The organism is Candidatus Bathycorpusculum sp., assembly GCF_009778815.1.
GTDB classification, from domain to species: Archaea; Thermoproteota; Bathyarchaeia; order Bathyarchaeales; family Bathycorpusculaceae; genus Bathycorpusculum; species Bathycorpusculum hydrogenotrophicum.
Genome location: NZ_WRFL01000058.1, coordinates 1 through 13,743 on the forward strand (window position 1 = coordinate 1; position 13,743 = coordinate 13,743).

At 40.3% G+C, this 13,743-nt stretch carries 14 protein-coding genes and 1 pseudogene; 9 read left to right on the forward strand and 6 right to left on the reverse strand.

Features of this window, described 5'->3' with window-relative positions; genetic code table 11:
- The 3 genes from FWF39_RS09790 to FWF39_RS09800 all read right to left on the reverse strand — a co-directional run.
- Window positions 1-2,049, reverse strand: a 2,049-nt coding sequence (locus FWF39_RS09790; RefSeq protein ID WP_343383261.1) for a tetratricopeptide repeat protein, incomplete at its 3' end; no start/stop codon positions are given.
- A 194-nt stretch (window positions 2,050-2,243) separates the two neighbouring features.
- On the reverse strand, window positions 2,244-2,906 hold the full coding sequence (locus FWF39_RS09795) for a PDDEXK nuclease domain-containing protein (RefSeq protein WP_343383262.1): 663 nt from the start codon (window positions 2,904-2,906) through the stop codon (window positions 2,244-2,246).
- A 30-nt stretch (window positions 2,907-2,936) separates the two neighbouring features.
- On the reverse strand, window positions 2,937-3,134 hold the full coding sequence (locus FWF39_RS09800; protein WP_343383272.1) for a DUF1016 N-terminal domain-containing protein: 198 nt from the start codon (window positions 3,132-3,134) through the stop codon (window positions 2,937-2,939).
- 40 nt (window positions 3,135-3,174) lie between these two features.
- Here FWF39_RS09800 and FWF39_RS09805 point away from each other — a divergent pair, with 40 nt between their 5' ends.
- The 4 genes from FWF39_RS09805 to FWF39_RS09820 all read left to right on the forward strand — a co-directional run bounded on the left by FWF39_RS09805 (window position 3,175) and on the right by FWF39_RS09820 (window position 4,858).
- Window positions 3,175-3,468 (forward strand): IS1-like element transposase, encoded by a 294-nt coding sequence (locus FWF39_RS09805; RefSeq protein ID WP_343383263.1) that lies wholly within the window; start codon window positions 3,175-3,177, stop codon window positions 3,466-3,468.
- 20 nt (window positions 3,469-3,488) lie between these two features.
- The gene (locus FWF39_RS09810) at window positions 3,489-3,743 is read left to right on the forward strand and encodes an IS1 family transposase (RefSeq protein ID WP_343383264.1); all 255 of its coding nucleotides are present in this window, start codon (window positions 3,489-3,491) and stop codon (window positions 3,741-3,743) included.
- A 35-nt stretch (window positions 3,744-3,778) separates the two neighbouring features.
- Window positions 3,779-4,632, forward strand: a protein-coding gene (locus tag FWF39_RS09815) for an IS5 family transposase (RefSeq protein WP_343383265.1) whose coding sequence is annotated in 2 segments (ribosomal slippage) — window positions 3,779-4,172 and window positions 4,172-4,632 — 855 coding nt in all. Because the reading frame shifts where the segments join, the coding sequence is not laid out codon by codon here.
- The gene (locus FWF39_RS09820) at window positions 4,619-4,858 is read left to right on the forward strand and encodes an IS1 family transposase (protein WP_343383273.1); all 240 of its coding nucleotides are present in this window, start codon (window positions 4,619-4,621) and stop codon (window positions 4,856-4,858) included. Before FWF39_RS09815 ends, FWF39_RS09820 begins: the two co-directional genes overlap by 14 nt.
- On the opposite strand, the pseudogene FWF39_RS09825 reads toward FWF39_RS09820, so the two are convergent.
- A pseudogene (locus FWF39_RS09825) lies at window positions 4,853-5,515 on the reverse strand (reverse transcriptase/maturase family protein); the annotation flags it as partial. The gene FWF39_RS09820 and the pseudogene FWF39_RS09825 sit on opposite strands and share 6 nt — an antisense overlap.
- A gap of 874 nt (window positions 5,516-6,389) precedes the next feature.
- Window positions 6,390-6,587 carry a recombinase family protein gene (locus FWF39_RS09830; protein ID WP_343383274.1) on the reverse strand — a complete coding sequence of 66 codons (198 nt, stop codon included), beginning with the start codon at window positions 6,585-6,587 and terminating at the stop codon, window positions 6,390-6,392.
- A 256-nt stretch (window positions 6,588-6,843) separates the two neighbouring features.
- Here FWF39_RS09830 and FWF39_RS09835 point away from each other — a divergent pair, with 256 nt between their 5' ends.
- From FWF39_RS09835 to FWF39_RS09855, 5 genes are all read left to right on the forward strand, one after another.
- Window positions 6,844-7,446, forward strand: coding sequence for a hypothetical protein (locus FWF39_RS09835; protein WP_343383266.1), 603 nt, complete (start codon window positions 6,844-6,846; stop codon window positions 7,444-7,446).
- A 170-nt stretch (window positions 7,447-7,616) separates the two neighbouring features.
- Window positions 7,617-8,861: a hypothetical protein gene (locus FWF39_RS09840; protein WP_343383267.1), complete on the forward strand. Its 1,245-nt coding sequence runs from the start codon at window positions 7,617-7,619 to the stop codon at window positions 8,859-8,861.
- Between the two features lie 126 nt (window positions 8,862-8,987).
- Window positions 8,988-9,209, forward strand: coding sequence for a hypothetical protein (locus FWF39_RS09845; RefSeq protein ID WP_343383268.1), 222 nt, complete (start codon window positions 8,988-8,990; stop codon window positions 9,207-9,209).
- Window positions 9,210-9,274: 65 nt separating this feature from the next.
- Window positions 9,275-9,730: a helix-turn-helix domain-containing protein gene (locus FWF39_RS09850; RefSeq protein ID WP_343383269.1), complete on the forward strand. Its 456-nt coding sequence runs from the start codon at window positions 9,275-9,277 to the stop codon at window positions 9,728-9,730.
- 493 nt (window positions 9,731-10,223) lie between these two features.
- A complete protein-coding gene (locus tag FWF39_RS09855; protein WP_343383270.1) occupies window positions 10,224-12,671 on the forward strand; it encodes a type IV secretory system conjugative DNA transfer family protein in 2,448 nt (815 codons plus the stop codon).
- Between the two features lie 78 nt (window positions 12,672-12,749).
- On the opposite strand, the gene FWF39_RS09860 is transcribed toward FWF39_RS09855, so the two are convergent.
- Window positions 12,750-13,145 (reverse strand): hypothetical protein, encoded by a 396-nt coding sequence (locus FWF39_RS09860; RefSeq protein WP_343383271.1) that lies wholly within the window; start codon window positions 13,143-13,145, stop codon window positions 12,750-12,752.
- Between the last annotated feature and the right edge of the window lie 598 nt (window positions 13,146-13,743).

Sequence of the window (13,743 nt, forward strand, 5' to 3'; positions counted from 1 at the left end):
ATAATTCCCTTGGCCATAATAGGCGCCTGCAAGGTTGTCGTATGTGGTTGCTGTGTCGGGATGATTTTTACCTAATACCTTCTCACGAATAGTTAGAGCTTTTTCAAACCACACTAAGGCTTCCGCATAATTCCCCTGACCGTGGTAGGCGCCTGCAAGGCTGTTATAGGTGGTTGCTGTGTCAGGGCGATCCTTGCCAAGTACTTTCTCATAAATACTCAAAGATTTTTTATACAACTCTAAAGCGGCACTAAAATGGGCCATCTCACTGTAACCATACCCTATGCACCCATACGTCTTTGCAGCATCAAGTCTCTTGTCAATATTATCTGAGTGTGTATTTTCATAGTAGCCCGTTGATGTCTCAGCATGTTTTGCGACCCGTTCAAATAAAATACGTGATGCCCGTTCACTACCATACTCTTTTGGAACAGCACCATCTAAAACTTTAAAACAACAATCCAAGTAAGAAGTATCCGACTTTTCTCTAAGCGCATCACGAACAACCTCCTGCACCAACCGATGAATACTAATTAAATAACTATCTGCCACATCACGTTCAATAAGGGAAAATTGCCGCAACAAAACAACCGCCTCATCAACATTTAAATCATCCAACAACAAACCACTCAAAACATCAGGCATTACACTACGATGGTTCATAAAAACATCAAGGGGTATATTGTCCGAATTAGCATACGCGCATACACTGAATAATTTGTGAACTAATTCATTCTTTTCAATTGAATCAAACGAAACCTGCCAAGTAGTCGCCACAACTTTTTTGTAATACACCTCATCAGGCTTCGCATAATCTTTCTTCAAAGGCATAAGCCCATATTTACTCAATCGAGCCAAATAATCACTAAAAGATAATCCTGCATTTCGCATATACGCTGCAGCCTGCTCAAGCGCAAGCGGCAAATAACCAAGCCGCTCCGCAACACCATCCACCCCACCCCAAGCATCACACCTATCTTTCCGCCCAGTACGCTTTAATAAAAACTCCCTAGCGTCTGATTCCAACATCAAAGGTAAACTCAAGGTGGGCTCACCGCCCCAATTCGCATCACGCGTAGTCAAAAGCACACGACCAAAATACTCTTTTGACATATACCGCTCTACAAACAGACCCCTCTCAACATTATCAAAAATAAGCAACCGTTGCCTATGCTCACCCAACCAAGACTGCCAACGATTAAGTAACTCAACAGGTTTTAAATCGTCCACATTCGCTTTGTCAATTGCACCAACTTTTATCAAAATCTCCCTGCAACAATTCATCAGTTCCAGTTCACTTTCAGCATTTAACCACCAAACCCCATCGTCATATTCATCTAAATGTCTATGAGCATACTCCAATACCGTTTGAGTCTTACCCACACCCCCCAAACCACTAATAACCCGCCTCACATGCACAGCCTCATCAAACGCCTTTTGTACCCCCTCGAGCTGATCCTCCCGACCTGTAAAGTATAGGTTCTTTTGAGGAAGATTGTTTAACGGTTGACCACCATCAGGATCTTTGTAGCGTTTAAGTCGTTTCAATATTTCCTTGATTGCTTCATCGGGTTTTGGATTTTTACTATCGCTAATTTTTTTAAGGAAAATTCCGATTTGGATAAGAATATCCTTGATTTTCTGTAACTCTTCTACTTCCCCGACTCTGCTCTCAAATGGTTGCTTAATCTTCGATTCCATTTCTCTGCATTTATCGTCCCAATATGTTAAATAGTCACCTCGGGTTGATATGTTGTATATTTTTTTTGCATTATCAAAAACTACAAAAAAAACTTTAGAATGCCAATCATCATCCTTCATGAGTTGAGATACTTCATACATACAATTGGTTGATTTTAAATATTCATCAGAAATAAGCAATACCGCAAAATCTTCACTACGAATACGCTTCATAAAGTCAGTCAGATTGTCCCACGGCTCAAGAGTGGTTTTGTCACGAATCACTTTCGCACAAGGAGAGATTTCATTCTCAAGTTGGTCTGCAAAATCTTTTTGCATCCACTTATATGAGATAAATACTGATTTCACCAGCAAACCCCTTTTAACGTTAAAGCCACTACAAACCTCTCTCTGCATTAGCCTATCTCAAGTAGTCCATAAAAAGTTATTGCGCTGAAGTGTTATCGAGAGGATAGACGACACTCTGAGTGGTTATTGTAGGCGCGCTTGTTTGTTTTGTAGTTAAATGAGACCTTGAGCAGTTAAAGTATTATGGGCTATGTTTAGTGGTCTTCTGTGTTATCGTCTTTTGATTCGTAGAAGTATTCCAGTTGTTTTGGTTTTTCTCTTTGTGGGAATGCTCTTCGGCGTTCCAGACGTTCTTTTGCTTCTATTAGTATTGTTTTGATTTTTGTTTCAAACTCTGCTTTTGGCGGCAGATGAGTCCAGTATTCTGCAACCGCTATACCTGCTTTATCCATTTCCAAAAGCTCAACCTTTTCCCGACTTGCAGACGCGCATAAGATAATTCCTATAGGAGTTTCTTCACCCTCTTTACGCTCATACCTATCCAACCACTTCAAATACAGCTCCATCTGCCCCTTGTAAGCGGCCTTAAACACCCCAAGCTTTAACTCAACCGCTACAAGTCTTTTCAGTATACGGTGGTAGAAAAGCAGATCCAAAACAATATCTTCATCATCAATAATCATGCGTTTTTGACGCTCAACAAAAGTAAACCCGTGCCCAAACTCTAACAAAAACGCTTCAAGCTCCACAAGAATGGTCTTCTCTAAGTCTGCTTCAACAAAATTCTCTTTTAACCCAAACAAATCAAGCAAATACGGATCCTTAAAAACATTAAACGGCACAGTAGAGTCTTTTGATAGTTCAATGTTTGCTATTTCTCGGCGTTCGTATGCTTTGCGTGCTATCTGTTGACGCAATTCACGAATACCTAATTGTCTAATGGCGGCTTAGTTTGCGTAGTATAGTCTTGCTTCTTGGGTTTTTAGCGGTAATATTTCTATGATGTGTGACCAGCTTAATTGTGTCGACAGTGTCGACACAATCTCTTGGTTTGAGAATGTTTTTGCAAATTGTATCATACGGCGTAAATTTCGCGGCTCGAAGGTTTTTCCATATTTTTCGGTCGTGTCATAAAGTATTTTAATGTGTAAAGGGGTGGTTGTTTTTAATCAGGTCAGCATTCACATGGTATCAAAAGTTGTAAACGTATTGTGCCCTTTTTGTGGTAGTGACAAAGTCTCAAAAAATGGACACAATAAAACAGGAAAACAAGTTTATAATTGCAATAATTCTAAATGTAAACATCGCAATTTTATAGAACAATATACCCACAAAGCCTATCTTCCAGAAGTCCGCAATCAAGTTCTAAAAATGTCTGTAAATGGCACCGGAACACGTGCTACAGGACGCATATTGGGTATTTCTAAAGACACCGTTACAGCTATTTTAAAAAAACACAACAATGGCCCTGGCAAGTAAATTATAACTATATACACAGCATGAAATGCCGCGGTATTGAGGTTAAAATTGTCTGCTCTAATCAGGCTTTGGTGGCTGAAGTGGAGATGGATGAGATGTGGTCGTTTGTTTCGGATAAATCTCATCAATGCTGGCTCTGGTGGGCAATAGATCACAATACCGGTATTCCTTTAGCATATTGTTTTGGCACAAGAGAACACAAACATCTTGATGAATTACGCTGTTTGCTGGCTCCTTTTAGAGTAAGTATTAGACTTCTTGCGAAACTGAAATAAGTGTAATTGATGTTTTCTGTGATTGTTGTGGTTGGATGAAGTATGAAACACTGAAAAGTTATTCGGATGAAGAGTTTCGTCGGATAACTGGTGTTAAGCGTACCACTTTTGAAAAGATGTTGGAAATATTGCGCCGAAGTTTTGTTCTCAAACATGTGCAAGGTGGTCGTAGGCCCAAGTTGCCTTTAGAAGAGCAGTTGCTTGCATCTTTGGAGTATATTCGTGAATATCGAACATATGCGCATATTGCTGCAAGTTATCAAATTGATGAAAGCAACATTTACCGCATAATACGCTGGGTGGAGGATACTTTGGTTAGGGATGGCACGTTTTCGTTGCCCGGACGTAAAGCACTGCTAAAGAGTGATACTGAGTATGAGGTGGTTTTGGTTGATGCAACGGAGTCGCCGATTGAGCGTCCAAAAAGGGGCAAAAACGGTACTACAGCGGGAAGAAAAAGAGACACACCATAAAAACTCAAGTGGTTGTAAACAAAGCCGATGGCCAAATTATCTGTACCTCTTTTGCTAATGGTAGGTGCCATGATTTTAGGCTGTTTAAGGAGTCAAGGTTAAGAATGGATTCTAAAATTAAGGCAGTTGTGGACACAGGATATCTTGGAATTACCAAGTTTCATGCTAACTCGATAATTCCAATAAAGAGGAGTAAGAAAAGATCGTTAACTAAATTTGACAAAGTGTTTAATCGCAAGGTTTCAAGTGAACGAGTTTTAAATGAGCAGGTGATCAGTTTAATAAAGCGGTTTAAAATCGTATCTGACAGATATCGTAACCGCAGAAAACGCTTTGGTTTAAGGTTTAACTTGATTTGCGGCATCTGTAACTTCGAAAAAATGATAGTTTCGCAAGAGGTCTATTGTTTATTGTGATAATAATTCTGCCTATAAAATGCGTATTACGGAGAGTGTTGTGGATGTGGGTAAGAGAAATACACAGCGTATTGAACGTAAACACCTGTCTCTGCGTACCTGGTGCAGCAGATTAGTTAGAAAAGGTATTCGTTTTTCAAAATCGCTCGTTATGCACAAAATAGTCGTCGGTTTGATCATAAACTTTTGGTTCTTCAAAAGAGACCTGCCATTTCACTTAACTTAGGACACCACCTAAAATTGAGCCTTGTGGACATCCGCTTAGGGTTTTGTTGTATTTCCAGTTTTCCAAATATCCGCTCTTTAGAAAATTCTCTATTAACCTTAGAAATCGATTATCGGCAATGTTTTTTCTGAGTATATTCATAAGTATTTGATGGTCAAGGCTTCCAAAACAGTTCGAAATATCACCTTCAACGAACCATTTAATGCCATTCCATCCGCCTTTGTATGTTAGTGCTTCTAGTGCTGTTTTGCATCCTTTGTCTGTTCTAAATCCATGAGAGTATTTACTGAATTGACAGTCGTAGTAGGCATCAAGAATTAGCCGCATCACCTCTTGCAATAGTTTGTCTGACCATGTCGGCAGACCCAGAGGTCGGAGTTTTCCATTTCTTTTCTTCACATATGTTCGTCTAACAGGTGTCCAGCGGTAAGTTTCAGTTCTTAGTCTCGCAATTATGTGTATGATCTTTTTAATCGACATACCATCTGCAGTTTCCTCGTCAGCTCCTTTGGTCATCGCGCCTTTGTTGGCATATATGTTTTGGTAGGCAGTAAAATATAGTTGGGGGTTGTAGAGTAGGCGGTAGATTCTTTCCAGTGGTTTTTTGTTTTTTCCTCGTTCACTAATAATGCTCAAAATCTTTTCAGTGTTTCGCATCTCGCGTACTTCCAGATTTGGCATTTTGGTTACCTGCTTCACTTCCCCTACCTGCAGTGCGCAGGTCAGCAGTACACATTACAGCCTGCTTGTGCAACCATCATTACAATGGTTACGTTGGGTACATATTGAAGCTCCGCTACCATGGGGCTCTCGCCCTTTAGGCAGTCCAATGTTTCTCGATACGCAACGATAGCACAACTTGGGTCATCTATTCATCTCCTTGCCTTGACTCGTTGTCAAGTGGTTCACAGTCCTAACTTTTTCATGTCGGATGCCTACATGGGTATGCTGTGAAGATAGAGTTTTAGACTGTGTATCTATCGAACCCCAATTTTTTCCCTGGAGATTGGATTTTAGGCAGTTTAGCTTTGACCATATTGTGCAGGACTTTAGAGCCATACATATTGGCAGTCTTGTGTATGCTCTGGTTTTGCAACATGCTTTTGTCCCTTTGACCTTTGGGTCTTGGGTTAGTTGTTGTCCTTGAGGTGTTGTTAGGAGCCTCAGTCCAGTTTTGGACAATTGACGTATCGAGCGATATCGCGCACCATCCGTTTGGTGTGGTGAAATCGGTTTGGGGGTTTAGGCAGTTTTTGTGTCGGGGTTTGGTGAAGGTTACGGCTGAGGCTGCTTTGTCTTTTTTGGCTATAATTTTCGTCGGGTTTTCAATATTTTTGTGACTGATGGGGCACGTTTAGCGGCAATATTTAGCCGATAGCTGTTGTTTTGGCTTTTCTATCTTTTTTGGGTGATTTTTGAGTGCCCCTGAAAAAAGATGTAAATTTATCTAAAAATTCACTCCAGCACACAGGAAATTATCTTCGTTCTTGCGCAGTCTGGTTCATAAATACCACGCCAACCCCAACCGCCTTCAACTTGCGTGTATAAAATATGCTGTCCAGTGTATTTCTCGCAAAGCGTGAATTTCTTTTGTGAGCAACAAATCAAACTTTTTGTTTTCCGCATCGGCAACCATTTTTTGAAATCCCGCCCGCTTCTCAACACTCGTGCCGCTTATACCCTCATCAACATATAATCCGCAAAATTCCCACTCAATATTATTTTCGATATATTTTCCAAAATACCTTTTTGATTATCTAAGCTGTTTAATTGGTCGTCCGCCTCTGTCGAAACCCTGCAATACGCCGCAACACGCTTCATAAATACGTGCTCTCAACCTTTGTGATTTTCATTTATAGTTTTTATAGCTTGTGCCATCTCTTTATGGGTTATGGATTGCCATTTGCACAGTTTATTTAAGTACATTATCTTTATTTAGTTTAATTCCTGTAACAAATAAGCGTTGAACACAGAGAAACAATAACTTGAACACTAAAAAACTTGCCATAACTATCCTCTTCGCCGCTTTAGCAATTGTGCTAAACCCAACCCTTACACATATCGCTCTTCCTTATCCATTCATGCAAGGGTTAGTATATCAAATATGGGAAATACCCATAGTCATAGCTTTTCTGATAGTTAGCCCCTTAGCCGGCATAACGGTGTCTCTGTTAAACACAGGTGTTCTTTTCGTTATCTTTCCCGGCGTAATGCCCACAGGTCCTCTATACAATTTACTCGCCACATTAGCCATGCAAATTGGCATATATGTTGCGGTAGCTATCGGCAAAAAGATATACTGTTGCAAAAATCCTCAAGCCAACATCTATGCCGGCGGCAAGTGTCTCCTAATTGCAACAGGTCTAGGTGTCTTAGCGCGTGTGGCATTCATGTCAGTTATACTCTATTTTGCCTTACCCCAAGTCCCCCCCATAGGCTATGCACTTAATCAAGCCGCCACAATTGCCTCTCTGCCATTTGCCGCATTATTCAACGCAACACTTGCACTCTACACTATATCCATAAGTTGGATAATTGCACAACGTGTGCAAAAGGTGCTACACCTGACCATCTCTGCAGGCAAATGATGCATAGCAGTCGCCAAACTGTAACCATATGCGTGACGCAAGCTATGAGATTTGTTACATCACTTTTAATAATTACTTTGCGTATAGGTTATTGTCGAGGTGGTGTTTGCCTTGATGTAATCTTGCCTTATAGAATGGCAGATTAGACAACTAAAAAGTGTTGAAAATATATGGTTGAAACAACAAAATTAATGAGCGTTTGTCTTGTAACTATTCTGCTGGCATCGTTATTTTTAATTAGCGGTGTTAGCGGCACAGATACCGACTCAATTTTGTCCTCTACAAACGACAGTAAAACGTCTAACGCCGGGAACGATACGCCGCGCCCTACCGAACCGCCCATTACCCGCTTTGAAACAGAACCGATTATAACCGGACAGATTATGGCTGGCTCATATGTGCTTGGTAAATACGGTGCCACAGTAACCTACGATGCTAAACAAGGCGGAAACGACCCACAGTACTATCCTGCACTAGTGGTAAAATGCATAGACACCATGTACATTACGGAAATGAAGATTTCTGTCACAGGGACAAAACCTGATGGAAACCCTATGGGTGCTTTAGACTTTGGAAGTAATGCGCACTTACTTACCCCTTGCGATACCGGTACTCAATGGCCTACTGCGCTCGGTGGCGCTATGTCAACTATTGCTTCCCTAATTCAATATGCGGCTCCAGCAGGTATAGGCGCGACGATAGCCATCGGACAAACACTTTGGGGAGGCGGCCCTTCAGATGGTTATACGGTTACTAATGGCTTCAGCGGCAACTCTGCATATACAAAGTATGTCATAGGTGGTATCGGATCACTCACACCGAAGGAGCGTGGTTATCAATACCGCTTTTCGTTACACTGCGACCCCGATATGCCCGGAGAATATAAATTTACCATTACCTATCGTATTGTCTTGTCTGATGGTTCCATACCTGGGGGTATAGTCGAAGAGTTTTCTCAAAAGCTTACTTATACCTTCAATGATTCTCCAAAAATAACGAGCTACGCGCAATCTCTTGTCGATGCTTACAACACCGGCGGCGGCGGATATGTCAGTAATGCGGGGAATGTACTGGAGAAAAAAATCGACCTTAAATATGCCAATCTTTATTCAGGTAGCTACACTAACGGAGCAACTCTGATTGTAAAGATGGCAAACACTCCGGTAAGTGGCTATCTTCGTCTTTATGGATATTCGCCCTCGGCTAATGGCGGGGTTCTGAGAGTATTTGTTACCAATACTGCGGGAGTTTGGACTGAGGTTCTGCATACAAATCTATATACACCAAATGGAGCCGGCTTTATTGACTGCGGATATGTAACCAGTATCGTAAATGTCGCAATAATTGCATATCATGAATATTCGGGATACCCCTCATACATAAACGTCGATGCAGTCTTTATCAAACCGTATTGACAAAAGCTACGGCAATAACAATTTACCTCAAACAGAACATGGCGGTGTTCCCACCGCTTTTTTATTAAAATTGGGAATTAATTTAAAAAACAGATTAACAGTTAAACGTATTTAAAAGGTGAAAAAATGTCTATTAATAAATACAAGTTTGCAATATTGAATTTGGTGCTATTGGTGGTTGCACTTTCGTTCATACTGTTTGGTTCACTGTTTGTTTTTTCGGTGGTAGGCTCCAGTTCATCAGATGGTGCTGTGATTTCTTTGGGGGTAGGTATTGAATTACAATTGATAGGCGGACTAATACTTATAATTAAAAAATTAGATAGTTCCTCAAAAAAAGCAACCTAGTGGTCTGACACAATTAAATATTAGTTATGCAATTAACCTTGATGTAGCATCGGAGAGGTTAATTGATGAAAACAAAATATGTTGTTGCGCTGACAGAAAGTGAGCGTGAATTTGTACAAAAGATTGTTAACGACAAAACTACATCCCCAACATTTAAAAAACGAGCTCAAATACTGCTTGCTCTAGATACAAACGCAGGCAAACCACAAACACAAATAACAATCGCACAACGCATAGGCGTCACCCCGCCAACAATATACAACACCCTAAAACAACACCACACACAAGGACTACAAACCACACTGCAATTTAAAACACCCAAAGAACCAAATAAAAAACCAATTGTCACAGGAGAAATAGAAGCCCATATAATCGCCACTGCATGCGGCAAACCACCCGAAGGATACGCCAGATGGACCGTTAGAAGTCTCACAAACAAAATAACTCTAGAAATTGAACCCAATATGAGCAGAGAAACAATTCGTCGTACTTTAAAAAAACTAAACTTAAACCTCACCTAAAGAAACAGGGAGTGTGTACCTATAGATACATGGCGTCGTTTTTCGCGATTTTGCTACGGTTAGTGTTTCTTTCTGAGGGACAAACTCGCATTTCACCCTAATTTTCGCCTTTTTACCGACTTACAAAAACCAGAATGCCACTACAACTATACATGAGTAAACACTCTCTGTATTTTTTATACTGATGATTGGGATGCATTTGCTAAAGTGTTGCCTAAAGAACGTCACATCATTGGTAAGGCGCATACTGTTGTTATTGAGCAGGATAATAGTAACACAAGGCATCATCTTGGGCGTTTTACTCGTCGAACAAAGGTGGTTTCTAAATGCGACACCATGGTTGATACTTCTTTAAAGCTGTGGAAAAACCTGACGACACCTGATGTTTTTACGCAAATTCAAACAATAGCCTTATCTCCCTATAGGTGAAAACTCTCCTCTCATTTTCTGTTTTTTAAAAGTACAGACATTACTTCCAGTAGGTGATTCTATTTTGAGTAATAAGAACATAGACCAAAAAATGGTAAAGACAAGACTTCACGTGTTAGGCATTGATGCGGAAGTTGATCCTGTTATCGGTAAAAAATTAAAACGTGGTATCTATGCCTCAGATCGTATTCACTCTTTAGTTATGGGCTTTCCAGGTTCGGGCAAAACACGTTTTCTGCTCTCTATGATAAAACAGCATATCGATCATGGGGAGGGGTTTATGGTTTTAGACTCTCATAGTGATCTTACGCAACTTGTTTTATCACATATTCCGCCTGAAAAATGGGATCAAGTAATATACATCAACCCTTGGTCGGCTTTTGAAGACAAATACGATAATCGTGTTTTGCAAATAAATTTCTTAGAACATCACGACCCCTACGAGAGGGATGTGGTTGCTAGGATGTTTATGGATACTTTGGAGAAGTTGTATGAGCGTTGGTGGGGACCACGTCTTGACATGATTTTACTAAACGCTCTATACCTACTCATGGAGAAGGAACACGCTAAACTGCCTGACCTCTACAATATCCTCTCTGACCAAGAATTCCGAGATATGCTCACTGCTAAATGTAGGGATCGTAATGTTAAGGTGTTTTGGGAAAAACAGTATGATAAGATGCCCAAAGATGCGTCCGTTGCTGTTCTAACTAAGCTTTACCGTCTTGTGCAGGAGCGTATTATTGTGCCTATGTTTATGGCGGAGAAGAGTGGTGTTGATTTTCGGGTGGTTATGGATGAGCGTAAGATTGTTATTGTGGATTTGCCTGAAGGCAAAGTCACCACTGATATCGCCAATTTTTTGGGTAGCCTAATCCTCTCGGCGGTGTATAATGCTGGTATGTCAAGGGAAGATACTCCTGAGGTGGATCGCAACCCCTTTTTTGTGTATGTGGATGAAGCTTACCGTTATACTACTAAGAGTATTCCTGAGGTGTTGCAGTCGCTTCGAAAGTTTAAGGTCTTTATGACCCTTGCAAGCCAATACCTAACCCAGTACCGCCGAGACATACAAGATGCCATTGTACAGACCTGTGAAACCATTGTATCGTTTAGGGTTGGGGAGGATACTGCTAGAGCACTTGAGAAATTTTATCCCAAAACCTATGGCTACCAAACTTTGATGAATTTGCCTCGTTACCTGTTTTTTGTCTCCACCCCCTTCAAAGGCAACCGCGAATACCAAGTTCTAGAAACTCTTGACTACAAAATAGGCCCTAACAATCCAGAGGATGTGATTCGTTATAGTCTTAAAAAATATGGCCAACAAGTTGATGTAGATGAGCTGATGGGACAAGTCAAAAACCAATCAGTACAAAAAACATTTTTAGATTGGACAGTCACACCCGCTGAATGGGTAATCCTGCTTACCATCCGATTAAATGGTGGTTCAATCGATGAGGAAACCTTGCAAAAACAGCTTTTGTATGACCCAACCAAACCTAAGCCCTATGTGCTCACCGAGACGGGGTTTGCAAATGCACTAAAAAACCTCGCAGTGGATAACAACAAACGTGATGCTTGGCTAAGTGTTAAAGAAGAAACCGTACGCCAACTACGCGAAGAGACCTTTGCGTATGGCAAAAAAGAGCTACGTGCCAAAGAGGTGCGTACACGATTGTGGCGGTTAGATCTAACGGATAGGCGAGCTAAGCGTCTTTTGGACACTACATTTCGGGGTGAGAAAGCAGGTGGGGTTAATCATATTCTGGTTATTATGGCTCAGCGAAAAATCTATTGGCAAAATGGTTGGATCGTACGCATAGACGATGGCGAAACCGATGAGAGCCTTGCAGATCTCTATGTTACACCTACACTACCGGCTGCAAGAGTTGAAGGTGCTAAGGGCTACATAGACCCTACGCAATGGGATTACCCACGCAGCTTTGCTGTAGAAGTGGAGTGCTATCCACAAAGACATTGGGATAGACTGGAGAGTAATTATCAGCGTAATCGAAAAATGGGCTTTCCAACAGTCTTTATCGTACCCAGCCAAATTGATGAGGAAAAGCTGCGGGAGAAGCTTTGGGAGTGGAACGCCACTTTAGTTGCTAATGCCGCCCGATTTGAACCTAATCACCCTGAAATGGCAACCATAGAAATCATAGACCTACTCAACAACCAATCAAACAATACCCCTAAAGACGGCCAACAGTGCCTTGAACTTGAAGACGTCAAGCGGTCTGTAGAGTTGCCCAGACAACTCGTTGAGTCTTCTTCTTTAGATGAGCCGAAAAATAAGTCGCAGATAGTGGAGGGTGTGTCTAAGGAGTGTTTGGTGTTGAATTTTGTGCGTGAGGGTTGGCGTTTTAGAATTAAGACGGTAGGGGGTAAGCGGTATCTTTGTGCAAGAAATTCTTTAGAAGAGCGCAGTTTGGGTATATTTGACGAAGAAACAAAAAATATGATTGAAAAACACAACATTAAAGTCAATGGATTAAACGACAACTAATTTTGGTCTACGTTGTCTTATCTGCTGCATACAAGTCAAATGTAACTGAACATAACTCTGTTTTTTTGGTTTCATTACTCACGATTTATGTCCTCCACAATTGTTACATTGTAATTGTGTTTCTTCTCTAAGTTTTCCACAGTAAGGACAACGTATCATGATTACTTGTCGTTCTATTATTTTTTCTTTTATTATTTCTGTGTTTTTTACTGGTTTAGTATAATTATATTTTTGTGTTTTTAATTCTAGGCTATCTACAAAAACAGTATATTTGTTGTTACTATGGTTCATTTCAGCTATTACTTTAACTGTTTCTCCAGTTTTTAAATATGCTTCTAATGTTACTACTCCTGTCCAATATTTTGTTTTTTTATCTTTTGTTTCATCATTTATTAATAATTCAAATCCACTGAATGTTTGACACACACTTATTACATTGCCTTCGTAATAATAGTCATATTTAGTTAACTTCATTATCTGTGACCTATTCATTTTTGTTTATTTTTCGTATGTGTTTAGTACATCAGGGAATTTGTGAACAATATTGCAATATTGTGGGATATTGTTCGTATTCTCTGAACTGACTTAAACACATACATTTTTTTTGATTTAAATAGTTTGGCTTATTGATAGGGTGCTTCCTTTGTGGAACATCTTGTCTGTTGACTGCTGGCCGGCGTTAAGGCGTATTTCAATGTGGGAAAAACCCGTTTTTCTTCTCAGTGCAAACTCTATTTGCGCTCTAAAATTCTAAAAACATCAAACGGGAAAACCTCAAAAACAACTTATCTAAACAAACCATAACGGGAAAACAACTTCAAACACAAAACACGCCATTTCTAACAACTAAAATGTCCAAATAACCATAAAACAAGCCTTAACAAAACAGCAAAAAACAAATGTAAACTGGGAAAAAACGGGAAAACAATAACATCAAACGGGAAAACCTCAAAAACAACTTATCTAAACAAACCATAACGGGAAAACACCACCAAACACAAAAACAAGCACAAAACAACCCATAACCCCCAACAAGCCATAATTCTGCCCAAACCATCTACCAAACAAGCCC